At 70.8% G+C, this 25,837-nt stretch carries 26 protein-coding genes and 1 tRNA gene; 11 read left to right on the forward strand and 16 right to left on the reverse strand.

The features are described 5' to 3' along the window. Positions 1–81: 81 nt before the first annotated feature. Complete coding sequence (locus DXZ73_RS23160) at positions 82–846, forward strand: alpha/beta fold hydrolase (RefSeq protein ID WP_116213002.1); 765 nt, start codon at positions 82–84, stop codon at positions 844–846. 357 nt (positions 847–1,203) lie between these two features. Here DXZ73_RS23160 and DXZ73_RS23165 read toward each other — a convergent pair whose 3' ends face one another. The 4 genes from DXZ73_RS23165 to DXZ73_RS23180 form a co-directional block, all read right to left on the reverse strand. Further along, complete coding sequence (locus DXZ73_RS23165; protein ID WP_116213003.1) at positions 1,204–2,640, reverse strand: NAD(P)/FAD-dependent oxidoreductase; 1,437 nt, start codon at positions 2,638–2,640, stop codon at positions 1,204–1,206. Between the two features lie 25 nt (positions 2,641–2,665). Continuing rightward, positions 2,666–3,952: a helix-turn-helix transcriptional regulator gene (locus DXZ73_RS40115; RefSeq protein WP_116213004.1), complete on the reverse strand. Its 1,287-nt coding sequence runs from the start codon at positions 3,950–3,952 to the stop codon at positions 2,666–2,668. 78 nt (positions 3,953–4,030) lie between these two features. Continuing rightward, entirely contained in the window at positions 4,031–5,806 is a 1,776-nt protein-coding gene (gene paaN / locus DXZ73_RS23175) for a phenylacetic acid degradation protein PaaN (protein ID WP_116215783.1), read from the reverse strand. Between the two features lie 249 nt (positions 5,807–6,055). Continuing rightward, positions 6,056–7,252 (reverse strand): MFS transporter, encoded by a 1,197-nt coding sequence (locus DXZ73_RS23180; RefSeq protein WP_240351455.1) that lies wholly within the window; start codon positions 7,250–7,252, stop codon positions 6,056–6,058. Between the two features lie 148 nt (positions 7,253–7,400). Here DXZ73_RS23180 and DXZ73_RS23185 point away from each other — a divergent pair, with 148 nt between their 5' ends. Next, positions 7,401–8,318, forward strand: coding sequence for a LysR family transcriptional regulator (locus tag DXZ73_RS23185; RefSeq protein ID WP_116213006.1), 918 nt, complete (start codon positions 7,401–7,403; stop codon positions 8,316–8,318). 62 nt (positions 8,319–8,380) lie between these two features. Here DXZ73_RS23185 and DXZ73_RS23190 read toward each other — a convergent pair. The 4 genes from DXZ73_RS23190 to DXZ73_RS23205 form a co-directional block, all read right to left on the reverse strand. Further along, positions 8,381–8,470, reverse strand: a tRNA-Ser gene (locus DXZ73_RS23190). 79 nt (positions 8,471–8,549) lie between these two features. Continuing rightward, positions 8,550–9,083, reverse strand: a complete 534-nt coding sequence (gene tadA, locus DXZ73_RS23195; RefSeq protein WP_116213007.1) for a tRNA adenosine(34) deaminase TadA — start codon at positions 9,081–9,083, stop codon at positions 8,550–8,552. A 34-nt stretch (positions 9,084–9,117) separates the two neighbouring features. After that, complete coding sequence (locus DXZ73_RS23200; protein WP_116213008.1) at positions 9,118–9,645, reverse strand: hypothetical protein; 528 nt, start codon at positions 9,643–9,645, stop codon at positions 9,118–9,120. Positions 9,646–9,900: 255 nt separating this feature from the next. After that, positions 9,901–10,197, reverse strand: a complete 297-nt coding sequence (locus DXZ73_RS23205; protein WP_116215784.1) for a hypothetical protein — start codon at positions 10,195–10,197, stop codon at positions 9,901–9,903. 181 nt (positions 10,198–10,378) lie between these two features. Between DXZ73_RS23205 and upp the strand changes: the two genes are divergently transcribed. Then, positions 10,379–11,014: a uracil phosphoribosyltransferase gene (upp, locus tag DXZ73_RS23210; RefSeq protein ID WP_116213009.1), complete on the forward strand. Its 636-nt coding sequence runs from the start codon at positions 10,379–10,381 to the stop codon at positions 11,012–11,014. An 89-nt stretch (positions 11,015–11,103) separates the two neighbouring features. Here upp and DXZ73_RS23215 read toward each other — a convergent pair whose 3' ends face one another. The 3 genes from DXZ73_RS23215 to DXZ73_RS23225 all read right to left on the reverse strand — a co-directional run bounded on the left by DXZ73_RS23215 (position 11,104) and on the right by DXZ73_RS23225 (position 13,022). Continuing rightward, entirely contained in the window at positions 11,104–11,829 is a 726-nt protein-coding gene (locus DXZ73_RS23215; protein WP_116213010.1) for a LytR C-terminal domain-containing protein, read from the reverse strand. Between the two features lie 157 nt (positions 11,830–11,986). Continuing rightward, positions 11,987–12,283 carry a type II toxin-antitoxin system VapB family antitoxin gene (locus DXZ73_RS23220; RefSeq protein ID WP_003986294.1) on the reverse strand — a complete coding sequence of 99 codons (297 nt, stop codon included), beginning with the start codon at positions 12,281–12,283 and terminating at the stop codon, positions 11,987–11,989. A 127-nt stretch (positions 12,284–12,410) separates the two neighbouring features. After that, positions 12,411–13,022 (reverse strand): helix-turn-helix domain-containing protein, encoded by a 612-nt coding sequence (locus DXZ73_RS23225; RefSeq protein WP_116215785.1) that lies wholly within the window; start codon positions 13,020–13,022, stop codon positions 12,411–12,413. 82 nt (positions 13,023–13,104) lie between these two features. Between DXZ73_RS23225 and DXZ73_RS23230 the strand changes: the two genes are divergently transcribed. After that, a complete protein-coding gene (locus tag DXZ73_RS23230) occupies positions 13,105–13,800 on the forward strand; it encodes a B3/B4 domain-containing protein (RefSeq protein ID WP_116213011.1) in 696 nt (231 codons plus the stop codon). 10 nt (positions 13,801–13,810) lie between these two features. Here DXZ73_RS23230 and DXZ73_RS23235 read toward each other — a convergent pair whose 3' ends face one another. The 5 genes from DXZ73_RS23235 to DXZ73_RS23250 form a co-directional block, all read right to left on the reverse strand. Next, positions 13,811–14,152, reverse strand: coding sequence for a hypothetical protein (locus tag DXZ73_RS23235; RefSeq protein WP_116213012.1), 342 nt, complete (start codon positions 14,150–14,152; stop codon positions 13,811–13,813). Next, entirely contained in the window at positions 14,149–14,751 is a 603-nt protein-coding gene (locus tag DXZ73_RS23240) for an HhH-GPD-type base excision DNA repair protein (RefSeq protein WP_116213013.1), read from the reverse strand. Before DXZ73_RS23240 ends, DXZ73_RS23235 begins: the two co-directional genes overlap by 4 nt. Before the next feature lie 52 nt (positions 14,752–14,803). Further along, on the reverse strand, positions 14,804–14,935 hold the full coding sequence (locus DXZ73_RS39555; protein ID WP_240351456.1) for a DUF6126 family protein: 132 nt from the start codon (positions 14,933–14,935) through the stop codon (positions 14,804–14,806). A gap of 145 nt (positions 14,936–15,080) precedes the next feature. Beyond that, a complete protein-coding gene (locus DXZ73_RS23245) occupies positions 15,081–15,287 on the reverse strand; it encodes a DUF5988 family protein (protein ID WP_116213014.1) in 207 nt (68 codons plus the stop codon). Between the two features lie 116 nt (positions 15,288–15,403). After that, positions 15,404–16,588: a serine hydrolase domain-containing protein gene (locus tag DXZ73_RS23250; RefSeq protein WP_240351457.1), complete on the reverse strand. Its 1,185-nt coding sequence runs from the start codon at positions 16,586–16,588 to the stop codon at positions 15,404–15,406. Between the two features lie 1,247 nt (positions 16,589–17,835). Here DXZ73_RS23250 and DXZ73_RS23255 point away from each other — a divergent pair. From DXZ73_RS23255 to DXZ73_RS23285, 7 genes are all read left to right on the forward strand, one after another. Next, on the forward strand, positions 17,836–21,693 hold the full coding sequence (locus DXZ73_RS23255; RefSeq protein WP_116213015.1) for an amino acid adenylation domain-containing protein: 3,858 nt from the start codon (positions 17,836–17,838) through the stop codon (positions 21,691–21,693). After that, positions 21,680–21,904, forward strand: a complete 225-nt coding sequence (locus DXZ73_RS40305) for a tautomerase family protein (RefSeq protein WP_116213016.1) — start codon at positions 21,680–21,682, stop codon at positions 21,902–21,904. The genes DXZ73_RS23255 and DXZ73_RS40305 overlap by 14 nt, the downstream gene beginning before the upstream one ends. A gap of 69 nt (positions 21,905–21,973) precedes the next feature. Beyond that, positions 21,974–22,915 carry a pseudouridine-5'-phosphate glycosidase gene (locus DXZ73_RS23265; protein WP_116215787.1) on the forward strand — a complete coding sequence of 314 codons (942 nt, stop codon included), beginning with the start codon at positions 21,974–21,976 and terminating at the stop codon, positions 22,913–22,915. A 64-nt stretch (positions 22,916–22,979) separates the two neighbouring features. Then, positions 22,980–23,663, forward strand: a complete 684-nt coding sequence (locus tag DXZ73_RS23270; protein ID WP_116213017.1) for an HAD family hydrolase — start codon at positions 22,980–22,982, stop codon at positions 23,661–23,663. Positions 23,664–23,665: 2 nt separating this feature from the next. Continuing rightward, entirely contained in the window at positions 23,666–24,136 is a 471-nt protein-coding gene (locus DXZ73_RS23275; RefSeq protein ID WP_116213018.1) for a DMT family transporter, read from the forward strand. Between the two features lie 3 nt (positions 24,137–24,139). Further along, positions 24,140–24,592 (forward strand): DMT family transporter, encoded by a 453-nt coding sequence (locus DXZ73_RS23280; protein WP_116213019.1) that lies wholly within the window; start codon positions 24,140–24,142, stop codon positions 24,590–24,592. After that, entirely contained in the window at positions 24,585–25,778 is a 1,194-nt protein-coding gene (locus DXZ73_RS23285) for a questin oxidase family protein (protein ID WP_116213020.1), read from the forward strand. The genes DXZ73_RS23280 and DXZ73_RS23285 overlap by 8 nt, the downstream gene beginning before the upstream one ends. The last annotated feature ends 59 nt before the right edge of the window (positions 25,779–25,837 follow it).

Raw genomic sequence — 25,837 nt, forward strand, 5'->3', positions numbered from 1 at the left:
GAGTGGTCGGCCGGGTTGGATCCCGATAAATCAGGACAAAGAAAGGGGTGTTGAGCTGTTCTCCGGGCTAACCTCCGGCGCGTGACCACATTTATTCAGGGCTCGGGGCCGGCACTGCTGCTGGCGCACGGAGCGGGCAGCGATATCCAGGACAGCTACGGCCCGATTCTCGGCGAACTGGCCCGCCGGAACACGGTGGTCGGGCCCGACTTTCCCGGCTCGGGAAAGGTGGGGCTGCCGGACTGGCCGCTTTCCCTGGACTTCCTGGCGGACTACATCGTCGAATCCGCCGTGTGCTCGGGAGTGGAATCCTTCGCCCTTTCCGGCTTTTCCATGGGCACGGCGGTCGCGGTCCGCGCGGCGGCCCGCCACCCCGAGCGGGTGACCGCCCTCGTCCTCTCCGCGGGCTTCGCCAGGCCGAGCGCCCGCCTGAAGCTGGCCATCGACACCTGGCGGACGCTGGGCCGCGGCGGCGACGAGCGGACGCTCGCCTCCTACCTGTCCCTCGTCGTCGGCGGCTCCACCTGGCTCGACGCGCGGTCCACGGAAGAGATCGAGGAGCAGCTCGCGCTCTTCGCGGCGGGAATGCCGCCCGGCACGGACGAACAGCTGGCGCTCTTCGAGGAGATCGACGTACGGGGTGACCTCGCGGGGATCCGCGTCCCCACGCTGGTGATCTCCCCCAGCGAGGACCTCCTCACGACGCCTTCGCACTCCCGCGAGCTCGCTTCTGGGATCCCGGGGGCGCGTTTGGTGTCGCTGGAGTGCGGCCATGCGATTGCCGCGGAGCGGCCGGCGGAGTGGGGCACCCTGATCACGAACTTCCTGGCGGAAGCGGCGGCTTGAGCCGGGATTTGTTCCCCAGCCCCGCCCCTTCCCGAACTGGGGCTTCGCCCCAGACCCCGGAGCACGCTTCGCGCGCTGTCCTCAATCGCCGGACGGGCTGGTTTTCCAGCCCGTCCGGCGATTGAGGACGCTCCCCCAGACTCCGTCCGGGGGGACCCCCAAGGGCGCCCCCGCCGGAGGCGGCAACGGACCCGCACTCGGGGGTCTGGGGCACGCGCCCCGGTTTCGGGAAGGGGCGGGGTGGGGGAAACGAACCCACCGGGCCGCACCCGACCGGGGGTCCGGGGCGGAGCCCCGGCCTCGGCGGAGCCGAGCATCAGACGCTGCGGGAAGGGGCGGGGCTGGGGAAAGAAACCCCTACCGGCGGAAAGCCGACGGGTCCACCGAAACCAATCGCTTCACCGGCCCGGGGACGAACGCCCCCCGATCCTCCCGCTCCTCCACCGCCTGCAAAGCAGGCAACACCATCCGCGACCCCGCATAGCGGAACGGCTCCGGCGGCAGCCCCCCGCCAGGGGTCCGGGCGAAGCCCGAGGAGGACCACTCGTCCCTCGTGCCCAGCACGAGGGACGCCAGCACCTTGGCCATCAGCTTCGAAGGCCCGACCCCGTCGCCCGAATACCCGGTGCCGTAACAGACGTTCGGCACCGACCGCAGCCACCCGGCGAACGGCACGCCGGTCACCGCGTACTCGACGGGCGCCGTCCACGCCCCGGCGATCGGCACGTCCGCGAGGTCCGGGAAGATCCGCAGGAACTGGCGCCGCATCTCGGCGGGCCGCAGCGGCTTGCCCCACATCGTGTCGGGGCCGGTGCCGCCGTAGTTGATGCCGGAGCCGCCCTTGCCGAAGACGAGGCGCCCGTCGGGCGTGGTGCGGTAGTAGTTCAGCCGCCGCCGCGAGTCGCACACGGAGGTGCCGTCCGTCCAGCCGCGCTCCGCGAGCCGGTCCGGGATGGGCGTGGTGAGCACGGTGTCGCTGGCGATGGTGACCATGCGCCGCCCGATGTCCTCCAGCTGCCCGGCCCAGGCGTTGATGGCGAGGACCACGCGGTCGGCGGAGATCGTGCCGCGCGGGGTCACGGCCTGGGTGCGGCGGCCCGTGCGCAGCCCGGTGAGGGGCGTCCGCTCGTGGATGCGGATGCCGCTCTCCAGGGCCACGCGCCGCATGCCGCGGGTCAGCTTCGCGGGCTGGACGGTCGCGCAGCCGGGGTCGACGACGCCGCCGTGGTGGGAGTCGGTGCCGACCATGCGGCGGGCCTCGTCGGCGGAGACCTGGCGCAGCGGTTCGATGCCCGCGCGGGCCAGCTCGTCGAGGGTGTCCTCCCAGGCGCCGAGCTGGGCGCGGTTGGAGGCGGTCCACAGCCACGGGCCGCGCCGGTACTCCGCGTCGATGCCGTGCTCGTCGACGAAGGACAGGATCTCGTCGACGGCCCGCTCCGACGCCTCGCCCAGGCGCCGCGCCTCCTCGTGGTCGCCGATGGCGACCAGGCTGCGGAAGCGGGCCCACATGGGCATCAGGAAACCGGCGTTGGCGCCGCTCGCGCCGCCGCCGCAGATGTCGGCGTCGATGAGCACGATGTCGGTGCCGGGCGCCCGGCGGATGATCTCCAGGGCGGTCCACAGGCCGGTGTAGCCGCCGCCGACGACGCACACGTCGCACCGGACGTCGCCGTCGAGCGGCGGCGACTTGCCGTCGTCCGGCTCGGCGGCGAGGGCGTCCCGCAGCCAGGCGGTGCGCCGCTCCGGGGCGGGGGCGCTGTTCGGCCAGGTGCGGGGGAGTGCGAGGCCGGTCACTGTCGATCCTCCGTGATGGGTTCTGTCATGGTTCCCGCCGGCCGGCCGGCGAGAGTGCCCGGCACTCCCCGGCGGCTCTGAGCAGGTCGATGCGCGAGTTCACCCCGAAGCACTTGAAGAGCTTCCGCAGGTGGTAGTTGACGGTGTGCGGGGACAGCCCCAGCCGACGGGCCATCTGCTGATTGGTCAGCCCCTCGCCGACCAGCAGGAGCAGCTCGTGCTGCCGGGCGCTGAGCGGCGGGTGGCCCGGGGGCGCGGTGGCGGGGGAGGGCGCGGCGGGTGCGCGCGCCGGTTCGTCCGCGGGCGGTACGGGCTGCCGTACGGCCCGCAGCACCGCCGCCTCCCGGTACAGGGCACGCTTGAGCGCGTCCGGCACCGAGTCGTCGATGATCTGCCGCAGCAGTTCGTTGTGGAAGACGGTGCGCACGCCGTCGTTGCGTACGACGCCCGTGGCGCACGCCTCCTCCACGACGGGCAGCAGCGCCGAGGGCGAGGAGTGCAGCATCGTGGCCAGCTCCTCGTACTCCATCTCGCTGCCCAGGACGGCGGCCACGCACAGGAGTTGGCGGCACTCGCGGGAGTACTGCGCGAGCGTCGTGCCCACCCGGGCGCGCAGCCGCTCGGGGAGCCGGGGCGTGACCAGGGTGGCCTCGTCGCCCTCGATGCGGATGCTCTGCTCCTCCCGCATGCCGGTCAGGAGCTCCACGATCAGCCGGGGGTGGCCCTCGAACTGCTCGACGAGCCGGACCACCAACGGCGAGGGCACCGCGCCCAGGGTGTCGGCCGCGAGCTCCAGCGCGGCGGAGGGCGGCAGCGGGCCCAGGGCGATGCGCTCGCAGCGGCTGGTGGGGTCCGACAGCAGGACGCAGGAGGGGTCGGGGCCCATGCCGGTGCGGCGCGCCGCCACCCAGACGACATGGTCGTGGTGGAGGCCCCGGCGCAGCGCCGCCGCGCGCTCCGCCCAGCCGGTCAGGCCCTGGAACTCGTCGATCAGGACGAGGATCGGGCGGACCGGGCCGCGGTAGCGGGCGGACACCTCGCGGTGGCCGGGCGCCTGGAGGTGGTGCCGGGCCCAGGCCGGGCGGGCCGGGCGGCCGGTCCGCGAGGAGCCGGCGGTGACATAGCCGAGGCGGTCCGCCAGGGTCATGCACTCGCGCATCAGGCGGGTCTTGCCGCAGCCCGGCTGGCCCTCGATGACGACCAGTGCGCGGCCACCGGCGCGGCCGTGTTCGAGGACGTCGTGGATGCGCGCCATCTCGCGCTCACGGCCGCGCAGCGGCTGGTCGATGGGGGCGCTGAATGTGGTGAGCATGGTTGGGATCCACCTCCCTTGGGTGTGGTCGTCGGGCGTCGGGCGGTACGGGCGGGGGGCGGTCGGCCGCGCCCGGTCTCAGCCCGTGCCGCCGTAGCGCCGCACACCCACGGTGCGAAAGCGCCCGGCCACGAACGCGGTGTCGCAGTAGACCGCGTTGGCGGCCGGGTTCATGCCCGTGCCGTGCAGGTCCGAGTAGACGGCGGACTGCGTGATGTACCACCGGCCCATCAGGTTCAGCGAGAGCATCACGCCGACCTCCGCACAGGCGTCCACCAGCGCCGCCTCGACGTCCGGCGAGGTGGTGTAGGCGCCCGCGGACAGGGCGCCCTGCTCGCGGGCCGTACGGGCCAGCAGCTCGATGCCCGCGGCGGCCGAGTCCACGGCGACGGCGAAGAAGACGGGCCCCGGCCACTCGGCGGACAGCGTCGCCAGGTCCTCGGCGCGGGCGGCGTCCAGCGTCACCACGGCGGGGGTGCGGATCACCGCGTCCGGGAAGCGCGGGTGGACCACGGCCCGCGGGGGCACGGCCGGCTCGCCGAGCGCGCCCGCCGCCGCCTTCCCGACCCGCGCGAGCACCTCGGGCCCGAGCAGCGCCCCGAGCAGCGAGCTCGCCTCGCCGTCGTCCGCGAGGAGCGTGCCCAGCGCGTCACCGAGGTCGGCGACGACCTGGGTGTACGTCTTGTGGCCCTCGTCGGTGGGGATGCCGGAGCGGGGGATCAGGAGGTTCTGCGGGCTGGTGCAGAGCTGGCCGCTGTAGAGCGCGAGGCTGAAGGCGAGGTTGGCCAGCATGTCGCGGTAGTGCGCCGTGGAGTCGATCAGCAGGCTGTTCACGGCCGACTTCGCGGTGAAGACCTGCGCCTGGCGGGCGTGGGTCTCCAGCCAGTCGCCGAACGGGGTGGAGCCGGCGTAGTCGACGATCGCCACGTCCGGGTGGGTGGCGAGGGTCTTGGCCAGCGCCTCGCCGGGCCGCTCGGGGGCCAGGCAGACCAGGTCGGGGTCGAAGCCCGCCCCGCGCAGCACCTCGCGGGCCACCTGGACGGTCAGGGCGAGCGGCAGCACGGCCCGGGGGTGCGGCTTGACGAGCACGGCGTTGCCGGTGGCCAGGGAGGCGAAGAACCCGGGGTAGCCGCTCCAGGTGGGGAAGACGCCGTTGCCGATCAACAGGCTGACGCCGCGCGGCCGGAGCGTGAAGGTCTTGCCGATCGTGAGGGGCCCGGCGCCGTCCTGCGGCTTGCTCCACACCGCGGTGGCGGGCAGCCGCGTCTGCTCGGCCACGGCGTACGCGACGGCCTCCAGGCCGCGGTCCTGCGCGTGCACGGCACCGGCGTGGAACGCCATGACGTCGTTGTGGCCGCTGGTGTGCATGGCGGCCTGCGCGAACTCGTGGGAACGGGCGTTGATGCGGGCGAGGATCTCGACGCACACCGCGGCGCGCGCCTCGACCCCGGCGTCCCGCCACACCGGTATCGCCGCGCGCATGGCCGGCAGCAGGACCGCGGGGTCGTGGTGGTCGTAGGAGATCCCCAACTCCCCGCCGTACGGCGACCGCTCGCCGCCCTCGGCGGGCGAGGGGCCCACCACGCCGTCCCGGCCGGGCTGGCCGAGACCCAGGTGGCCGCCGCGCGAACGGAAGTGCGCCGCCTCGCCGTTGGCCTCGCCGTCGGGGCCGTAGGCGGCGGTGTCCTCGGGGTAGGGGGACCAGTGCTCCCGCGTGCGGATGGTCTCCGCCGCGCGGTCGAGAGTGGGCCGGTGCCTACGCACGAGCTCCTGCGTGTCGATCTGTTGTGCGTCGGTCCTGCCGTCGTCCCGGGTGGACCGTGGTCGAACCACACCGTCGCAGCCGGATCGCATGCCCATTCCCCCGTCCCCCTCGCAAACCCCCGTGACAGCGCCTCACATGACGGTGTCGTACACCATTCATGCACAACAGGGGGTGTCCTGCACAAGGTTCGCAATGATTCGACATAGAGTTTTTAAACTCACGTCAGTTGGGGGTTTCAATGCGGGACACTAGAAAATTTTTCAAAGTTTGAAGCGGCCGCGGCGGGGGTCCGCGGCCGCTGGTCAAAGGGGAGCCGGCCAGTCCATTTTCACTCCGGCTCAGCCGGCGCTCGCCGCCCCGACCTTGGGGACGCGGCCGAAAAGCGTCACCAGGAGGGCGCCGATCGCCAGCGCTCCGCCCAGCCACATCACCGACTCCGTGCCGTAGCCGTCGACCATCAGACCGCCCGCCGTGGCCCCCACGGCGATCGCGCCGTTGAAGACGCCGACGAAGAGCGAGGTCACGCCCTCACGGGCCTCGGGCGCCGCCGTCGAGAGCCACGTCTGCGTGCTGACCGACACACCGCCGTACGAGATGCCCCAGACCGCCAGCAGGATCAGCGCGCCCAGCGTGGACACCCCGAGCTTCGGGACCAGCAGCACCGACACCGCCAGCACCGCGCTGATCGTCAGCAGCGTGCCCTTGATGGTCTTCCCGACCCGGGAACCCGCGAGGAAGTTGCCCGCCACACCGGCGATCCCGTAGACCAGCAACAGGGTGCCGATCAGGCTCGCCTTGACGCCGGAGACGTCCTCCAGCACGGGCCGGACGTAGGTGTACGCGGCGAAGTGACCGCACACCAGCAGGGCCACGACGGCGAGCCCGGTGGCCACCTTGGGGTTGCCGAAGAGCCGCATCACACCGCCCAGGCCGACCGCCTGCTCGGCGGGCAGCGGCGGCAGCAGCACCGCCATCGCGAGCGTCACCACGAGCGCCAGCCCCGCGATCGCGAGGAACGCCTCGCGCCAGCCCGCCCATTCACCGATGTACGTTCCGGCGGGCACGCCCAGCACGGACGCCACCGCGATCCCGCTGAACACCATGGAGGTCGCCGGCCCCGCGGATTTGGCCGGAACCAGCCGTACGGCCAGTCCGCCCGCGAGCGACCAGACGCCGCCCATGCCGATGCCGATCAGCACGCGCGCCACCATCATGACGGCGAAGTTCGGCGACCAGGCGGCGAGCACGTTCGCTGCGGTGAGCAGCGCCATCAGCGCGCAGAGCACCAGCCGCCGGTCCAGCCGGCCCACCGCGGAGGTGACCAGCGGCGCGGAGAGCGCCCCGACGATGCCCGTGACGGTCAGGGTCAGGCCGGCGGTGCCCTCGGAGACGTCGAGCGCGTCGCCGATAGGGGTGAGGAGACCCACCGGCAGCATCTCCGACGTGACGACCGTGAAGGTCCCGGCCGCCACCGCCACAACGGCCAGCCACCCCTTCACCGCCGCGTTCCCCGGGGCCGGGGCCCCGGTGGTCATGTCATCAATTTTTGCCATGTCCCCAGCCAACTCGGCCGGACGAGGGGGAACAATCGCGAAGTCCTAATGCTTCTATGAGGTGGATTAATCGACGCGGTATCAGGGGGCCGCGCTCTCGGGGGGCCGCCTGCGGAAGTGGGGGGCACACATGGCGGTCACGGCGCGGAAGTCCGCGAGCGGTCTGGAGATCCGGGAGCTGGAGTGCTTCCTGGCCCTCTCGGAGGAACTGCACTTCGGACGGACGGGGGAGCGGCTCTATGTCTCGCAGGGGCGCGTCAGCCAGCTCCTGCGCTCCCTGGAGAGCCGCATCGGCGCCCGTCTCGTGGAACGTACCAGCAGACGCGTCCGGCTCACCCCGCTCGGCGAGGACTTCCTCTCCTCCCTCCGCCCCGCCTACGACGCGCTCCGCGCCACCGTCGAGGAGGCCTGCGTCGCCGCCCGCGGCGTCTCCGGGCGGCTGCGCGTCGGCTTCCAGGGCACGGCCGACGACCGCTTCATGGCCGTCGTCGGCCTCTTCGAGGACCGCTACCCGGACTGCTCCACGGAGATCACCGAGGTGCCCCTCTCCGACCCCTTCGGGCCGCTCCACCGCGGCGAGGTCGACATCGCGGTCGTGCTGCTCCCGGTGGCGGAGGAGTCCCTCGTCCTCGGCCCGGTCTTCTCCCGCCAGCCGCAGTACCTCGCGGTCTCCAAGCGGCACCCCTTCGCGTCCCGCACGGTCCTGTGCGCGGAGGACCTCGCCGACTCGCCCCTCGTAGGCGTCCGCGGCCCGGCCCCCGCGTACTGGCGCGAGGCCCAGGCCCCCACCCGCACCCCCGACGGCCGCCCCGTCCCCGCGGGCCCGATGGTCGCCACCCTCCAGGAGGGCCTCTCCCTGGTCGCCGCCAACCGCGGCGCGATGCTCCTGTGCCACCCCACCGCCGAGTACCACCACCGCCGCGACATCGCCTACGTCACGCTCACGGGCGTCCCCGAATCGGCCCTCGGCCTGGTCTGGAACCACGACCACGAGAACTCCCGCATACGCGCCTTCGCGGAGGCGGTGCAGGAGGAACTGGTGCGGTGACCGCCGGGGGCGGAACGCAGAACACCCCTCCGCCCGTGTTTCCATGGGCGAAGGGGTGTCGCTGGCGGTAGCGGTGGGATTTGAACCCACGGTGGAGTTGCCCCCACACACGCTTTCGAGGCGTGCTCCTTAGGCCGCTCGGACACGCTACCGAGAGAGAGCTTAGCGGACGTTGGGCCGTGCTCTGAAATCGGTGTGCGGGGAGGGGCTCGGGAGGGGCCGCGAGGCCGGTCAGCGGGCGCGGAAGAAGTCCGTGAGCAGGGCCGCGCAGTCGTCGGCGAGTACGCCCTCGACGACCTCGGGGCGGTGGTTGAGACGGCGGTCGCGGACGACGTCCCAGAGGGAGCCGGCCGCGCCCGCCTTCTCGTCGGCCGCGCCGTAGACGACGCGGTCCAGGCGGGAGAGGACGATCGCGCCCGCGCACATCGTGCACGGCTCCAGGGTCACGACGAGGGTGCAGCCGGTGAGGCGCCACTCGCCCACGGCCCGCGCGGCGTCGCGGATGGCGAGCACCTCGGCGTGGCCGGTCGGGTCGCCGGTGGCCTCGCGCTCGTTCCGGCCGCGGCCGATGACGGAGCCGTCCGGGGCCAGGACGACGGCACCGACCGGCACGTCACCGGTGCCGGGGGCCAGCGCGGCCTCCGCCAGGGCGGCCCGCATCGGGCCGCGCCAGGGATCCCGTACGGGGTCGTGCCCGGGGGCGGGTACGGGATCGGGCCGGTGGTCGGGCCGGTGGCCGGAGCGGCCGGGGACGGCTTCGTTCATCGCACCAGTGTGCGTGACCCTGTCCGGCGGGCCGTCAGCGGACGGCCTCCAGGACCTCGGTGCAGCCGAGCGCGTCCGCGATGCCGCTCAGCGCGTCCCCGTCGAAGGACCGCAGCTCCCGCGGGCCCACCCCGAGGTCCTCCAGGATCAGGTGGTCGCCCAGCGGCCCGGCGGGCACCGGCCGGGCGGCGGCCGAGGCGTCGGCCTCGTCCTCGTCCGGCTCGGGCTCGCCGTCCTCCGTGCCGTCGAGGTCCGGGAGGCTGCCCAGGTCGTTCTCGGCCTCGTCGCGGCCGAGCAGCTCGTCGGTGAGCATCGAGCCGTAGGCGTTGCGGCGGGCGGCCGCGGCGTCGGAGAGGTAGACCCGGGGGTCGTCCTCGCCGTCCACCCGGACGACACCGAACCAGGAGTCCTCCTGCTCGATGAGCACCAGGACCGTGTCGTCGTCGACCGAGGACTCACGGGCCAGGTCGGCGAGGTCGGACAGGGTTTCCACGTTGTCGAGTTCTGTGTCGCTCGCTTGCCACCCGTCTTCGGTGCGCGCGAGCAGTGCGGCGAAGTACACCGTGACTCTCCCACTGGTCATAGGCGGTGCCGGGCCGGACGGGGACCACCCCGCCCACTCGGAATCGTGGCAGAAACCCGGCCGTTGCGAGAGGTCTTCCGCGCTGCGTCGTGCAGCAGTCCGAAGAGATGTGCCTCACGCGGGCTCCGTACGGGCGTCGCGGGCACGGGCGTGTCACCGAGCGTGTCGCGCCACGGCCGGCCGGCGGGCGGCCAGCGGGCGGTCCGGCGCGCCCGCGGGCGGGGCTCCGGCGGCTCACCAGCGGAAGGTCCGCATCCGCATCTGTTGGCGCATCCGGGCGGCCCGCGCCCGGCGCGGCTGCACCCGGTCGCGCAGCTCCTTCGCCTCGCCCAGCTCGCGGAGGAACTGCGCCCGTCTGCGCCGGCGCTCCATGTCGCTCTCGTCCTCCGCCGCCCTCGGGGGCCCGGGGTCGTCGCCGGGCCCGCTCCCGTACGTGTCATGGCCGCGCCGGGTGCCCGGGTTGTCCGGGGTACCCGCCGTGCCGGCCGTGTCCGTGGTGTCCGGATTCTCGCGGGTCTCGCGGTCAGCCATGGGCAGCACCACCTCGCGCCGAGGTCCTCGCCCGGAGCCAGGGACCGGGCGTACGTGCCCACTTTCCCCCTAAGTGGTGGTTTGATGCCAGTGCAGCGACAGACTGTCGGAGGGCTTCGCGAGGGCACTGCCGCCCACCGCGCGGGAGCTGGCGCCCGAAAGCTCGGTTAATGTCGATGTCATGCGGATCCACGTCGTCGACCACCCGCTGGTGGCGCACAAACTCACCACGCTGCGCGACAAGCGCACGGACTCTCCCACCTTCCGGCGCCTCGCCGACGAGCTGGTCACCCTGCTCGCGTACGAGGCCACGCGCGATGTGCGCACGGAGCAGGTGGCCATCGAGTCCCCGGTCACGGCGACCACCGGCGTCAAGCTGTCCCACCCCCGTCCCCTGGTGGTGCCGATCCTGCGCGCCGGTCTGGGCATGCTCGACGGCATGGTCCGGCTGCTGCCGACGGCCGAGGTCGGCTTCCTCGGCATGATCCGCAACGAGGAGACCCTCAAGGCGGAGACGTACGCGACCCGGATGCCCGAGGACCTCTCGGGCCGCCAGGTGTATGTGCTGGACCCGATGCTCGCCACCGGCGGCACGCTGGTCGCGGCGATCAACGAGCTGATCGAGCGCGGTGCGGACGACGTCACCGCGATCACCCTGCTGGCCGCCCCCGAGGGCGTCGAGGTCATGGAGCGCGAGCTCGAGGGCGCGCCGGTGACCGTGGTCACCGCCTCCGTCGACGAGCGGCTCAACGAGGACGGCTACATCGTCCCGGGCCTGGGCGACGCGGGCGACCGCATGTACGGCACGGCCGGCTGACGGTCCCGTAAGAGCACGGAAAGCACACGGTGAGGGCCCCGCGACCGGGGCCCTCACCGCGGCCGCTCACGCCGGAGGGCGGGGAGCGGTCAGCACTTCGCCGGGGCGGGCGCGGGTGCCTTGGAGGCCGGGGACTGCGACGGTGAGGCGGACGCCTCCTGCGACGCGGGCTCCGACGCGGGCTCGCCGCCCATCTCGGTGAGCGCCCGGTCGGCGTCCTGCTTCGCCGAGAGCTCCTTGAACTCCGCGCCGAGGATCAGGTCGACATCCTCGCCCGTGCGCTGGTCGTTCTTGACCTCCATGCCGCCCAGCTGGGTGCCGAGCACCTTCAGCGACCCGTCGGCGATCTCCGGGGCGCCCAGCAGGAGCCCCACGTTGGCGACCTTCTTGTCGTAGAGCTCGGGGGCGTTCCCCACCTTGCCGATCCTGAAGCCGCGCTTTTTCAGCTCATCCGCGGTGATCTTGGCGAGCCCGCCGCGCGGCGTGGCGTTGTAGACGTTGACGGTGATCTCGTCGGGCCTGGGCAGTGGCTTGGGGGCGTCCGCGCGGCCGGCCGTGGCCGCCTTGCAGTCGCCCTTCCCGTTCTTGGTGCTCTTGCCGCCCTTGCCGTGTGCCGCCTGTGTCGTCTCGTCGCTCCCACCGGAGAAGACGTCGACGAGCTGGAGTGTCCCCCACCCGGCCAGCGCGAGCGCTGCGGCGACGGAGACGGCGGCGAGCACGATCCTGCGGCGATTTCTGGGGCGGCGCATGTGCGGGAAACGATTGCCCGTGATGCGGTACTTTCCGCCCATGCCGGGAGGGGTGAGCATGCTCATGGGCGCAGCGTAGTGCCGGGCGGAGCCGCTGCCTACTAGATGATCAATGGGTTGCGCGCACGCCAACCCGAAAGGCCGAACAACGGCCGGAAACAGGCTCCATTCGGGCCGTCGGGCCCGGTGTTGACCTGTCGACTGATCAGTCCGACCGGTCGGTTCAGCCCAGTTCGAGCACGCGTGCGTGGAGCACCTGGCGCTGCTGGAGCGCGGCGCGCACGGCGCGGTGCAGACCGTCCTCCAGATAGAGGTCGCCCTGCCACTTCACGACGTGGGCGAAGAGGTCTCCGTAGAAGGTGGAGTCCTCGGCCAGCAGGGTCTCCAGATCGAGCTGCTGCTTGGTGGTCACCAACTGGTCGAGCCGCACCGGGCGGGGGGCGACGTCCGCCCACTGCCGGGTGCTCTCCCGGCCGTGGTCGGGGTACGGCCGCCCGTTTCCGATGCGCTTGAAGATCACACGGAAAGCCTACCGGGCCAGTGGTCCCCGGCGCAGCCACGGCGCGGGAGTGCGAAGGCGACAATCGGCCGCATACCGGGAGTGAAGCCTGCCGGGCGCCCGGAAATATCCGGGTCGCCGACGGTGGTCAGCTGTTCGGGGGCACGAGCACGACGCCCGTGTACTCGACGGCGGACGTCCCCCGGTTGGCGTAGGAGTGCGGACGGTCGCCCGCCATGCGCAGTCCGTGACCCGCGGGCAGCACGGCCTCCCGGCCGCCGACGGTGACGGTCAGCGTGCCGTGCCGCACGTGCAGGAGCTCGACCGTCCCGGCGAGGTGGGGCTCGCTGTGGTGCTCCTCGCCGGGCGCGAGCCGCCAGTGCCACAGCTCGCCGCCGACCGGCTGGTTGGCGCCGGTGACGAGGGTGCCCGCACCGCCGTCGGGGCCGCTCCACAGGACGGGCTGGTCGGCGGGCGGCGTCGGCTGGAGCAGCGGCGCCGCGGGCTGCTGGAGCAGATCGGTCAGGGGCACGCCGAAGGCGTCGCAGAGGCGGATCAGAGTGGCGAGGTTCGGGTTGGAGCGGGCGTTCTCCAGCGCGACGAGCATGCCCTTGCTGACGTGCGCGCGGCCGGCGAGCGTGTCGAGGCTCCAGCCCCGTTCCTTGCGCAGCGCGCGGGTGCGGGCGGCGACGGCCTCCATGACGGACCGGTCGTCCTTCCCGGCGGACCGGTCGTCGGCGGGCGTGCTGTCGGAGCTCATGCCGCCCATCTTCCCGCAACTTCGGCTTCCGGTCGTTCGGTGTTACCTTCGAGTGCAGTGGAATGACCAACGGGAGGCTGGCATGACGGTGGATCTCGAAACGGCGGCCGGGAGCGTGCGGGTGGACGACGCCGTGCGCGCGCTGCGGCCCGACTTCGCCGTCCTGGCGATCGCGGCGGACGGGCTGCCGACGGGCCCGACCGACGCCTGGTCGCGCGGCCTCCTCAAGGCCGCCGCCCAGACCGCCGCCGAGGTGGACGTCACGGCCGAACCGCACATCGCCGCCTGGCGGCAGGCGTACACGGCGTTCGGCGCCAAGCCCGGCCGCACGCGCAACAGCGCCGAGGCCCTGATCCGCCGTGCGCCCGCCGGACTGCCGGAGGTCAACCTCCTCGTCGACGTCTACAACGCCGTGTCCGTCACCCACCGCCTGCCCGTCGGCGGCGAGGACCTCGGCGCGTACGAGGGCGCGCCGCACCTGGTCCGCGCCTCGGGCGACGAGCGCTTCGACACGGTGGCGAACGGCGGGCCCGCGGTCGAGCACCCGGAGCCCGGCGAGGTCGTGTGGTGCGACGACCTCGGTGTCACCTGCCGCCGCTGGAACCACCGGCAGTGCGTACGGACGCGCATCACGGAGACGACGACCTCAGCGCTCTTCCTGCTCGAACGGCTCGACCCGCTGCCCTTCGAGGCCCTCGACGCGGCGGCGGACGACCTCCTCGGCCGCCTCCGCGAACGCGCCCCGGGGCTGCGGGCCGTGACCCGCCTGGTGCGCTGAGCCCGCGCGCTCACCCGAGCGCGAACAGCGCGGCGGGCACCCCCGCGCCGCCGACCATGCGGATCGGCTGGACGACCTCCGCGGGCAGCTGCCAGCCGAGCGCGGCGACCGCGACGCCCGCGGCCGAGGCGCCGATCACCGGGTTGCGCAAGGGCAGTTGGGCGAAGCGGCGCCACTGGCCGCGTACGCCCCGGTGCACGTCCAGGTCGATCAGCACCATGATCAACGGGGTGGCGAACGTGAACGCGAAGCGGCCGAGCACGGGTTGGGCGTGCGGGCCGAGGACGCCGGACCGGCCGGAGGCCCAGCCCAGCGCCGTCACGGCCCACACGGGTATGAAGCCGGATATCACTTCTTCGACGGCTTCTTCGAGGCGGCCGCCTTGGCCGCGCGCTTCATCTCCTGCTTGTGCGCCCGCACCTTGGCGAGCGACTCGGGCCCGGTGATGTCCGCGACCGAGCGGTACGCGCCCTCCTCGCCGTACGCCCCGGCCGCCTCGCGCCAGCCCTCCGGCGTTACGCCCAGCCGCTTGCCCAGCAGCGCGAGGAAGATCCGGGCCTTCTGCTCGCCGAATCCGGGCAGCTCCTTGAGCCGCTCCAGCAGCTCCGCGCCGCTGCCGGCGTCGCCCCACACGGCGCTCGCGTCACCGCCGTAGTGCTCGACGAGGTACTGGCAGAGCTGCTGGATCCGCTTGGCCATCGACCCCGGGTAGCGGTGCACCGCGGGCTTCTCCGACAGCAGCGCGGCGAACGCCTCGGGGTCGTGGGCGGCGATCTCGTACGCGTCCAGGTCGTCGCGGCCCAGCCGCCGCGCGATGGTGTACGGACCGGAGAACGCCCACTCCATGGGAACCTGCTGATCCAGCAGCATGCCGATCAGCGCGGCGAGCGGGCTCCGCCCGAGCAACTCGTCGGCGTCCGGCTGCTGGGCGAGGTGAAGGGTGATGTCCATGCCCCGATGATCACCCCGGGGAGGGCGCGGGAGGCGCTCCCACGCCCCGCGGTCACTTGTCGGCGTGGCCGCCGAGGTAGAACAGCAGCATGATGAAGCCCGCGAAGATGTGCGACACGAAGACATAGACCAGAACGCGCAGGGCGACCTGTTTCTCGCGCCACTTCTCGCTGTCAGCGGCCATCACGGGCCTCCCTCACTCCGGGACGGCCCCGGTGACCCCGCAAGTCTATCGCTGCGGTGTTCGATCACCGGGGCCGTCGAGTGTCTGGAGTGCCCGTATGCGCTCCCCCGTTTCCGGGGGAATTGTTCGGTCGTTCCCGGAGTGGCTACTCCGCGATCTCCGTCCGCTCCCACCACTCGTAGACGACCAGCCGGCCCTCCTCGGTCTCCCGGTGCCGTGACGTGACCTTGAAGTGCTCGTACCCGCCACGGAACGGGATCTTCAGCTCGACCCCGGGCGGAGTGATCGGCACGATCCGATCGGGCAGTTCGTCCGGCCCACCTTCGAGGAATGCTCTGGCAGCGCTGCTCATGCCCCAGTCTTCCCACAGAACCTCGGGCCACCGCTCCCCGGCGCGCCGAGGGCCGCCGACCCCGGGAGCCGGATCTTCCGTGCGGGCCGTTGACGCCCCTCCGGGCGCGGCCCGCGTCAGTGCCGCTCGGGCGCCTTCTTGGTGATCGCGTCGGCTATGCGCAGCGTCATCCGCATCTGGCCGGCGTCCCGGTGCGTGGGGTTGAAGGAGTACTCCGTGCGGCGCTTGCCGTCCCGGGTGGAGACCATCGCCGAGTTGTAGCCGTACCGCTCACCGGTCTTGCCCCACAGGGTGACGCCGTTCACGGTGACCTTCTGCAGTCCCATGCTGTAGCCGGCGGGGGAGCCGTCATTCCGCATGCGCACGTCCTGGGACGGCAGGGTGAACATCTTGTCCAGCACGGGCTTCGGGAGCAGCTTGCCCGAGAACAGCGCGGAGATGAAGCGGTCCAGATCCCCGGTGGTGGAGATCATCTCGCCCTCGCCCCAGGCCTCCGACTGGTTGTAGTCGGTGGCGTCCTTCAGCGTGCCGTCGGACATCGCCAAGTAGCCGTGCACGTGCGGGCCGTGGATCTTGGGGTCGTTGCCGGGCACGGAGGTGTCCTTGAGCCCGAGCGGCCGCAGGATGCGGGCGTCGATCTCCTTGCCGTACGCGTGGCCGGTCACCTTCTCGACGAGCATCGCGGCCAGCACGTAGTTGATCCCGCGGTACTCCTGCTCGGTGCCCGGCCGGAACTTCAGGGGCTTCCGCGTCGACACGGCGACGAGCCGCTCGGGGGTCCACTGGTCGTAGCGGTGCGCGAGGACGTCCTCCGGAGTCGTCTTCTGCGGTACGTCCGCGCCGCTCTCGTCGGGGAGGCCGCTGGTGTGGTTCAGCAGCTGGCCGACGGTGATGGGGGCGTAGTCCTTCGGCAGCAGGCCGGGCAGGTAGTGCTGGACCGGGGTGTCGAGGTCCACGCGGTGCTCGGCGACCAGCTGCATCACGGTCGTGGCGACGAAGACCTTGGTGATGCTGCCGATCCGGAACCGGTCGTCCGCCCGCACGGCGCGGCCGGTGCGGAGGTCGGAGGTTCCGGAGGTGCCGTACCACTGGCCCGCCGAGCCGCTCACCCGCAGCTGGGCCGCGGTGGCCTGGGGGTGCTGGAGGTCGGAGATGGCGGCCCGCAGCGCCTTGGTGTCGAGGGGCGGCGGCGTGGGCTCGGCAGCCGCGGCGCCGCTCGCGGGGAGGACGGCGGTCATCAGCAGTGCGCCGGCGACGGAAGCGCCGACCAGGGCCCGGCGGGACAGGGAGGAGGAGGTCATGGCTCCATGCTGTCGGCCGGGCGCCCTGTGATCATCCGGGGCGTCCCCCAGAGGACCCGGACGCGACCCTGAGGCGTGCCGGGGTCGGGGCGCGCGTGCCCTCGGGGTGCGGGGGTGTACGGCCTTGCGCCACAGCCGAGTTGGGGTTCGGGGCGGGGTTTTCGGACGAGTTATGGATATGGGCCCGGAACGCCAATCGATAATCAATCCTCCAGTTCCTTGGGGGAGTTGTGCGTATCGCGTTGTGTCAGGCGTTGTCGGTCATCGGAAGAAGTGATTCCGGTGGTCGTGGAGCGACGCGGCCCGGCGCGGGTCGATAGCGGATCGAAAAGATTGCCGTCAAGTGACCGACAGATTTTTTGACGACACTTGAAATACGCCTTTCCTTTACGTCCGTTGACCCCCTCGCGCCCCGGGTGTACCACGGGCGTCAATCGACCCGAAGGAGGCTCGCCCGCGACCGTCTTGATCAGCCGATACGCCCTTCCGACGGCAGGGAAGGTGGTAGTGGACAACTCTTGACATGTAGCCGGTCAACCCAGAGGATCAGCACACCGGTTCACGACGAACCGCGAACGGAACTCGGCCCTCCGCAAGGAGGCCCGGGGGCCGTCGTCGGTGCTGCTCGGCCGGTCAGTTGCTCTATACATGGGGGGATGGATCCGGAATGGATCACAAACGAGTCGCCGCGCCTTGATGCCGTCGCGATAATTCGCGCAAATCAATGACGCTCGGGGAAATACTGAAATCGAGCGCCGATTCCATTGAATGCATTCGGCGCCGCATATTCTGACGAGGGTCGCTCCGGGGGTGGATGCCGGGTGCCCGCGATCGTCACTGCAAGGGTGTTGCCTGGGGGGCGGCATGAAAGACCTTGTCGACTTCCATTCGTTCAACTCCTGCCTCATTCCACGTAGTTGCGTAAGCGAAGCTCTCCTCGGAGGCCGTCGCCGGTGAAGCCGACGGCGAGGACCGGTGCCCGCCGGGTCCGACGGATCCCGGGTGCCGCCGTGTGTCATGTCCGGTGCCCTGATCCGGCCGCTCTTCGCCGCGCCCTCGTCGGCGCGCGTCGTGCCGTGGCCGGGGGTTCGTGCGTCCCGTGCCCGCAGTAACGCCCCCGGGCGATACGGGCCCGGTGCCGCCCCGCGCGGATCCGGCCCGGTGACATCGGGGCGGGCTGTCCGAAGCTCTCGATCCCGCCTGGCCCGACCTGCGAGAAGAGCCTGGTCACTAAGGAGTTCAGCGAAATGGACCACGCATTCCCCGGAGGCGGTCGCCTTGTCGACTGCCTCCCCGACCTGCTCCGGGAACAGGCGCAGAAGCAACCCCACGACATTGCCGTAGTCCACGCGGACGAAACCCTCACCTACCGCGAACTGGTGGAGCGCAGCTCCGCTCTGGCCGCTTATCTGCGCGGGCTCGGTGTGGCAGGCGACGACTGCGTCGGTCTGTTCGTCGAGCCGTCGATGGAATTGATGATCGGTGCTTGGGGCATCCTGTTCGCCGGAAGCGCCTATCTGCCGCTGTCGCCGGAGTACCCGGAAGAGCGACTGCGGTACATGATCGAGGACACCCGGGCGCGGGTCATCTTCTGCCAGGAACACCTCACCGCGCGGCTGGCCGAACTCGCCCCGCACGGAACACGGATCATCACGCTGCGGGACGTCGGGGAATTCCTGGCGTCGCGTACGGAGGACGGGCACGAGGAGCCCGCCGACGGCCCGGCCCCGGACAATCTGGCGTACATCATCTACACCTCCGGCAGCACCGGGAAGCCCAAGGGTGTGATGATCGAGCACCGCAGCATCGTCAGCCAGATGCGCTGGCTGCACGACGCGCACGGCATCGACCGCACCCGGACCGTCCTGCAGAAGACGCCCATGAGTTTCGACGCGGCGCAGTGGGAGATCCTCGCCCCCGCCTGCGGAGCCAAGGTCGTCATGGGCGGCCCCGGGATCTACCGGGACCCCGAGCGGCTCATCGAGACCATCGCCGAGCACGGGGTCACCACGCTGCAATGCGTGCCGACCCTGCTCCAGGCGCTGCTTGACACCGAGGAGCTGCACACCTGCACCTCCCTCACCCAGATCTTCAGCGGCGGCGAGGCACTCTCCAGGAATCTCGCGGTGGAGTGCCTGGAGACCATGGAGCGGGTCGAGCTGATCAATGTGTACGGGCCGACGGAGTGCACCATCAACTCCTCGGCGTTCACGGTGGACCGGGACACCGTCAAGGAGGGGCCGCACGCGATATCGATCGGCGCGCCCGTGCACGACACGCAGTACCACATCCTGGACGAGAAGCTTTCGCCGGTGGCCGCGGGGGAGATCGGCGAGCTCTACATCGGTGGAATCCAGCTGGCGCGCGGATATCTGCACCGGCCGGACCTGACCGCGGACCGCTTCGTCGACCACCCCCTCGCGGGGAGCGGCGGGGGCGGAAGGCTCTACCGCACGGGCGACCTCGCGCACTGGAACGCCGACGGCACGGTCCAGTTCGCGGGCCGGACCGACAACCAGGTCAAGCTGCGCGGCTTCCGCGTCGAGCTGGACGAGATCAAGCTGGCGATCGAGACCCACGACTGGGTCAAGAACGCGGCGGTCATCGTGAAGAAGGACCCCCGCACCGGCTTCCAGAACCTCATTTCCTTCATCGAGCTCAATCCGAAGGAAGCCGCCCTGATGGATCAGGGCAACCACGGCGCCCACCACCAGTCCAAGAAGAACAAGCTCCAGGTCAAGGCCCAGCTCTCCAACGCCGGCTGCCGGGAGTCCGCGGAGCTGAGGGGAAAGCCGGCCGTCGACCTGCCGGGCGCGACGCCGACCGCCGAACAGCAGGAGCTGGTCTTCGCCCGCAAGACCTATCGCTTCTACGAGGGCGGCGCGGTCGAGAAGGCCGACGTGCTCCGGCTGCTCGGCAGAAAGGTCACCGGCGCCGCGCCGCGTGACGTGCGGGATCTCCCGCTCGCCGAATTCGGGGAGATCCTGCGGTACTTCGGGCAGTACCTCAGCGAGGAGCGGCTCCTGCCCAAGTACGGCTATGCCTCGCCGGGCTCGCTGTACGCGACGCAGATGTATTTCGAGCTGTCCGGGATCGACGGCCTGAAGCCCGGATTCCACTACTACCATCCCGTGCACCACCAACTGGTGCTGATACGCGAGGGCGTTGAATCCGGCACCCCGCGGATCAGGGTCCACTTCATGGGCAAGAAACGGGCCGTCGAGCCGGTCTACAAGAACAACATCCAGGAAGTCCTGGAGATCGAGACCGGCCACATGGTGGGCCTGTTCGAGGAGATCCTTCCCGCCCACGGCCTGAACATCCAGGACCTGGAGTACGCGCCCGCCGTCCGGGAGCACCTGGAGTGCGCGGAGGAGGACTACTACCTGGGGACGTACGAGATATCCGGGCGGGCCGTGCCGCGGCCGGACGACGTCCTGGACGTCTATGTGCAGGCCCACCCCGGAAAGGTCGCGGATCTCCCGGGCGGGCAGTACCGCTATCGCGACGGCGATCTGGAGCGGATATCGGACGACCTCGTCCTGAAGAAGCACGTCATCGCCATCAACCAGCAGGTCTACGAGCGGGCGAGCATCGGCCTCACGGTCGTCGGCCGGACCCCCGAGGACTGGCGCAGCTATATCGACCTCGGCCGCAAGCTCCAGCAGCTGGAGATGAACGACGCCGACCTCGGCTTCATGTCCTCCGGCTACAGCTCCAAGACCGGCAACCCCCTTCCGTCGGCCAAGAGGATCGACGCCGTGCTGAAGGCGTGCGGCAGGGAGACGGGCCCCTCCTATTTCTTCGTCGGCGGGCGCGTGAGCGAGGAGCAGCTGCGCGGCCGGGGGATGAAGGAGGACACCGTCCATATGAAGGGCCCGGCCGAGCTGATCCGGGACGACCTGGGCAACTTCCTGCCCGACTACATGATGCCGAACCGCGTCCTGGTGCTGGACCGGATGCCGCTCACCGCCAATGGAAAGGTCGACTTCAAGGCGCTGGGCGAGCGGGACGTGGAACTCGCGGACCGGCCCTTCATCGCACCGCGGACCGGGACCGAGAAGCGGATCGGCGAGCTCTGGCAGAAGGGCATGAAGCGGGATTCCGTCTCGGTCCAGGACGACTTCTTCGAGGCCGGCGGGAATTCCCTGATCGCGGTGGCGCTGATCAACAAGATCAACCGGGAGTTCGGCTGCTCGCTGCCGCTCCAGGTGCTCTTCGAGTCCCCGACCGTGGAGAAGCTGGCCCGCCGGGTCGACGGCGAGAACGCGGGCGCGTCCTCCCGCCTGGTGCGGCTGCGCAGGAAGGGCTCGCTGAGCCCCGTCTTCTGCTGGCCCGGCCTCGGCGGCTACACCATGAACCTGCGGCTGCTGGCCGGCCGGGCGGAGACCGACCGGCCCTTCTACGGGGTGCAGGCACACGGCATCAACCCGGGCGAGACGCCGTACGCCACGATCCGGGACATGGCCGCCGCCGACATCGAGGAGATCCGGCGGATCCAGCCGGAGGGCCCGTACACCCTCTGGGGATACTCCTTCGGGGCCCGCGTCGCCTTCGAGACGGCGTACCGGCTGGAGCAGGCCGGTGAGCGGGTGGAGAACCTCTTCCTGATCGCACCGGGCAACCCGAAGGTGCGGACGGCCGAACTCCGCAGGGAGGCCACCTACGCCGACGAGGCCTATGTGACGATCCTCTTCTCCGTCTTCGCGGGCGCCATTTCCGGACCGCTGCTGGAGAAGTGCCTGGAGGTCGCGCGCGACGACGAGAGCTTCGCCGGGTTCATCGGCGCGAACTTCGAGGGCCTGGACCCGGAGCTGGTGCGCCGCGTGACCAGGATCGTGCACCAGACGTACTCGTTCGAGTACGCCTTCCACGAGCTGGCCGAGCGCCGCCTCGACGCCCCGGTCACCCTTTTCAAGGCGCGTGGCGACGACTATTCGTTCATCGAGAACAGCAGTGGGTATTCGGCGACGGAGCCGACCGTGATCGATCTCGAAGCCGATCACTACAGCATGCTCAAGGACCCCGACATCGCCGAGCTCGTCGACGGTATCGGCCACCGGTTGCGGGCCGGGAGGGAGCAGGAGAACTATGCCGCACGTTAACGTCAAGCATTTTCCGATCCCCCTGACGGACAGTCAGGAAGCCGTGCTGGTCGAGGAACTGGCCGCCGCGGTGCGAAAGGCCTTCGGGTGCGACGAGGGAGTCGTCTCCATCGCCCTGGAACCGGTCGCGGAAGCCGACTGGAACGAGCGCGTCTACGCCCCCGAGATCGAGGGCCGCAAGGACCTGCTGCGCAGGACGCCGAACTACTGACGAACACCCCGGGGGGACGGCCGGCCGTCCCCCCGGCCGCCGACCAATGAAGCGAAACGAGAAGTGACAGTGCGCAACAACCACAGGAACATCCCGCTGGTATTCAGCGAGGAGGTGTCCGACGCGATCGCCTCCGGCCGCCCCGTCGTGGCGCTTGAGTCGAATGTCATCACCCACGGGCTGCCGTACCCGGACAACGCGGAGACCGCACGCAAGGTGGAGGCCGCGGTGCGGGCCGGCGGTTCGGTCCCGGCCACGATCGGCATCGAGGACGGCCGCATCCTGGTCGGCATGACCGACGAGGACATCGAGCGCTTCGCACAGGCCCCCGGCATTCCCAAGGTCAGCAGCAGGGACATGCCGGTCGTGCTCGCCCGCGGCGGCATGGGCGCCACCACGGTCGCCTCCTCGCTGGTGGCCGCGGAGCTCGCGGGCATCCCCTTCTTCGCCTCCGCGGGCATCGGCGGTGTGCACCGGGGCGCCGAGCGGTCCATGGACATCTCCTCGGACCTGATCCAGTTCACCCGCTCCAAGGTCGCGGTCGTCTGCGCCGGCGCGAAGAACATCCTCGACCTCGGGCTGACCATGGAGTTCCTGGAGACGCACTGCGTCCCGCTGGTCTCCTACAAGTCCGACGACTTCCCCGCCTTCTACTGCCTCTCCAGCGGCTTCCGCAGCCCGCACCGGCTGGACGACGAGAGCGTCATCGCCCGTGCCGTCGAGGCGCACTGGGCCCTCGGCAACGACAGCGGGTTCCTGATCACCAGCCCCGTCGACGAGAAGGACGCCATCGACAGCCGGGAGGTGGAGCAGGCCATCGAGGACGCCGTGCTCGCCGCGGAGCGGGAGGGCGTACGCGGCAACGCCCTCACCAAGTACCTGATGCGCGCGGTCGACAAGGTCACCGAAGGACGCTCCGCCAAGGCCAACATGGCGGTGCTCGTCACCACGGCGGAGGCGGCCGGCCGGATCGCGGCCGCACACGCCGAGCTCCTGCATGAGAAGAACTGAACCGCCTTTCTCCCTGACGGACTTACCTCCCCCGAACCCGATCCACCGATCGGAAAGGACCGACATGACAGACGTCGTAGTCTTCGACCTGGACGGCACGCTCGTCGACACACCCCGCGCGATCGTGGAGACGTTCACGGCGGCGTTCGCGGCCATGGGCCTTCGGACGCCGGACCCGGAGGCCGTACGCGCCACCATCGGCCTGCCGCTGGAGACGGCGTTCGGCAAGCTGATGGGCACAGCCGTGGACGACGACCGGGTCACCGAGGGCGTCCGGCAGTACCAGCGGCTGTTCCGCGAGCTCATCCTGCCGCGAGCCGGGGAGCTGCTCTTTCCCGGCGTCTCCGCGGGCCTGGCGGCCCTGCACGCCCAGGGGTTCACGCTCGCCGTGGCGACGAGCAAGTTCTACGCCAGCGCCGACGCGCTGCTCACCGCGGCGGGCCTGCGCGACCTCTTCGACGTCGTGATCGGCGCCGACCAGGTGACCAGGCCGAAGCCGGACCCCGAGTCCGGTCACGCGGTGATGGAGAAGCTCGGCGTCACGGCCGGGCGGACGGTGATGGTGGGCGACACCACCCACGACCTGCTGATGGCCAAGGCCGCCGGAATGCGCTCGATCGCGGTCACCTACGGGATCCACAGCCTCGAAGAGCTGAAGTCGGCCGACCCGACGTGGATCGCGGACAGCTTCGACGACGTCCTGACGTGCATACGCGCGGCCCACCCCGGAACGGGCGAGGGCCGGTAACCGTGCTCGGAAGGTCCAAGGACTGGCTCCTGGGCATCGCGGGAGGAGTCCTCCTCGCGCTGATGACCAACTACAACAGCCTGCTGGCGAAGCACACTTCGTCGGTGTTCGGCTCGTGGGTGGCCCACGGCATCGGAGCGGTGGCCGCCCTCCTCCTCGTCCTGGTGGCCGCCAGGGCGTTCGGGGCCGGTGGCGGGGAGCGGAAGGAGAAGCGGGCGAAGGCGCCGTTCTGGGTCTACCTGGGCGGCATTCCCGGCGCGTTCACCGTGATGCTGGCCGCCATCGCGGTGAACAGCAGCCTGGAGCTCTCCGGAACCATCGCGCTCATGCTGGTGGGCCAGGTGCTGTTCGGCATCGTGTCGGACTACTTCGGCCTGTTCGGCACCCCCAGGCGCCGGCTGGTCCTCGCCGACTTCTTCGTGGTGCTGTCCGTCCTCACCGGCAGCGCGCTCATCATCTTCGGCGGGGCGTGAGAGATGCTTCCCTATATCCTGCTGGCCTTCCTGAACGGCATGATCATCGGCACCAGCCGGGCGGTCAACGGCCGTCTGAGCACCGGGATCGGGCCTTTCAGGGCCTCTCTGTGGAACCACGTCGTCGGCTTCCTCTTCCTCACGCTCGTCCTTCTCGTTATGGGCGACTGGAAATTCGACGACGCCGGCTCCGCACCGCTCTCCGCCTATCTCGGCGGCTTCTTCGGGGCGCTGTTCGTGGCTGTGAACAGCTATGTGTTCCCGAGGCTGGGCGCGATGAACGCCGCCCTGCTGGTGATCAGCGGCCAGATGGTCACCGCGGTGCTCATCGACTTCCACAACCGGAACGAGACGCCCGGCGCCCTGCGCATCCTGGGCGTCGTCATCGTCATCGCGGGAATCTACTTGTCCAGAGTGACGAGCGCCGCCCGTGAGAAAGGCAAGGGAAATGACTGACGCCACCGTGGTCGAACAACTGCTGAACGACCGGACGTACCACATCGAGTTCAACGGTCACCTCAGCAACCACGTCAAGCACGCGGTCATCGCCCTCGACGGACTCGGCGCCTCCCCCGAGCAGATCAGGGCGTACTACGAGAACTACGCGCGCATGACCACCTACGGCTACGGCCTGGAGCCGCCGAAGGTCTCGAAATACGAGATCACGGAAGCCAATTGGCAGACCTACCTCGGTCAGCGCACCAGCTTCTCCGCCTACTGCGAATTCTTCGAGCAGCAGGAGAAGGAACTGGGCACCGACGAGCTCCTGCGGCGGTACGCACCGGCGCTGCTGCCCGGCTGGGTGGGCGCCTTCACGCACGCCACCATCCACCTGGGCTGGGCGCTCGACGCGAAGAACCGGTGGATGACCATCGAGGGCCTCGCGTACATGGCCTTCTCGTACGTCTCGTGCCACCCGGAGCGGGCGCAGGACGGCGGCGCCGGGGGCGAGCAGGCGGTGGACTCGCTGCTCCGCATCGCCGGTGCGTGGGAGGACGACCGCGAGGCCCTGCAGAACTGGGTCCGGGGCCTGGTCGGCGACACCGCGGTCGGCATCGCCGAGGGCATCCACCCCGAGCTCGCCCGGTCCGGCCTGCAGTACCGGATCGCCCGCCTCCTGGGCGCCGGCCACCCACTCATCTATCGCACCCCCGCCTGGATCGATGAGCAGGACGCAGAGGAGAGCTGGGAACAGCTCTACTACGTGGTGTCCCTGCTGTATCTGGCCGTTCCCGGCGACTTCGTCCTGCTGCACCTGATCACCTCCCTGCACGCGATGGAGCAGATCGCGAGCCGGCTGCCCGCCGAGCAGCGCAAGCACGTCGTCAAGTGCTTCTGGATCGGCATGCTGTGCGTGATCTTCTCCGGAGCCGACTTCCCGGCGCGCGCGAAGCTCGCGGGCCTGCACGCGGCGTTCCGGGACGCGGTCGACGCGGACGTGCCCGAGGTGTGGGACCAGGACTGGCGGCAGACGGTCCTGCGGGCGTTCGAGGAGGACGAGGAGCACAACCCGAAGCTGGTCCACGTGATGCGGCGGGTGTGGCGGCGCACCGGTTCCCGGTCGGTCTTCCGCGTCGCGGCGGGCCAGTTCACGGTGACGCCGGGCCTTCCCCCGTCCTTCGAGCAGCCGCCGACGGAATAGCCGAATAGCCGAATCGCCGAATAGCCGGAACAGACGCAACAGCGGGAGAACAGCCATCA

Source organism: Streptoverticillium olivoreticuli subsp. olivoreticuli, assembly GCF_003391135.1.
GTDB classification, from domain to species: Bacteria; Actinomycetota; Actinomycetes; order Streptomycetales; family Streptomycetaceae; genus Streptomyces; species Streptomyces blastmyceticus.

What these genes read in the sequence shown, in the direction of transcription:
- DXZ73_RS23245 (WP_116213014.1), bottom strand. Translation starts at nt 15,287, where the DNA reads ATGAGCAGCGCTGCCAGAGCATTCCTCGAAGGTGGGCCGGACGAACTG.
- DXZ73_RS23270 (WP_116213017.1), top strand. Translation starts at nt 22,980, where the DNA reads ATGACAGACGTCGTAGTCTTCGACCTGGACGGCACGCTCGTCGACACA.
- DXZ73_RS39555 (WP_240351456.1), bottom strand. Translation starts at nt 14,935, where the DNA reads ATGGCCGCTGACAGCGAGAAGTGGCGCGAGAAACAGGTCGCCCTGCGC.
- tadA (WP_116213007.1), bottom strand. Translation starts at nt 9,083, where the DNA reads ATGAACGAAGCCGTCCCCGGCCGCTCCGGCCACCGGCCCGACCACCGG.
- DXZ73_RS23250 (WP_240351457.1), bottom strand. Translation starts at nt 16,588, where the DNA reads ATGACCTCCTCCTCCCTGTCCCGCCGGGCCCTGGTCGGCGCTTCCGTC.
- DXZ73_RS40305 (WP_116213016.1), top strand. Translation starts at nt 21,680, where the DNA reads ATGCCGCACGTTAACGTCAAGCATTTTCCGATCCCCCTGACGGACAGT.
- DXZ73_RS23185 (WP_116213006.1), top strand. Translation starts at nt 7,401, where the DNA reads ATGGCGGTCACGGCGCGGAAGTCCGCGAGCGGTCTGGAGATCCGGGAG.
- DXZ73_RS23180 (WP_240351455.1), bottom strand. Translation starts at nt 7,252, where the DNA reads ATGACCACCGGGGCCCCGGCCCCGGGGAACGCGGCGGTGAAGGGGTGG.
- DXZ73_RS23240 (WP_116213013.1), bottom strand. Translation starts at nt 14,751, where the DNA reads ATGGACATCACCCTTCACCTCGCCCAGCAGCCGGACGCCGACGAGTTG.
- DXZ73_RS23215 (WP_116213010.1), bottom strand. Translation starts at nt 11,829, where the DNA reads ATGAGCATGCTCACCCCTCCCGGCATGGGCGGAAAGTACCGCATCACG.
- DXZ73_RS40115 (WP_116213004.1), bottom strand. Translation starts at nt 3,952, where the DNA reads ATGCTCACCACATTCAGCGCCCCCATCGACCAGCCGCTGCGCGGCCGT.
- DXZ73_RS23225 (WP_116215785.1), bottom strand. Translation starts at nt 13,022, where the DNA reads ATGAGCTCCGACAGCACGCCCGCCGACGACCGGTCCGCCGGGAAGGAC.
- DXZ73_RS23255 (WP_116213015.1), top strand. Translation starts at nt 17,836, where the DNA reads ATGGACCACGCATTCCCCGGAGGCGGTCGCCTTGTCGACTGCCTCCCC.
- paaN (WP_116215783.1), bottom strand. Translation starts at nt 5,806, where the DNA reads ATGCGATCCGGCTGCGACGGTGTGGTTCGACCACGGTCCACCCGGGAC.
- DXZ73_RS23230 (WP_116213011.1), top strand. Translation starts at nt 13,105, where the DNA reads ATGACGGTGGATCTCGAAACGGCGGCCGGGAGCGTGCGGGTGGACGAC.
- DXZ73_RS23280 (WP_116213019.1), top strand. Translation starts at nt 24,140, where the DNA reads ATGCTTCCCTATATCCTGCTGGCCTTCCTGAACGGCATGATCATCGGC.
- DXZ73_RS23285 (WP_116213020.1), top strand. Translation starts at nt 24,585, where the DNA reads ATGACTGACGCCACCGTGGTCGAACAACTGCTGAACGACCGGACGTAC.
- DXZ73_RS23205 (WP_116215784.1), bottom strand. Translation starts at nt 10,197, where the DNA reads ATGGCTGACCGCGAGACCCGCGAGAATCCGGACACCACGGACACGGCC.
- upp (WP_116213009.1), top strand. Translation starts at nt 10,379, where the DNA reads ATGCGGATCCACGTCGTCGACCACCCGCTGGTGGCGCACAAACTCACC.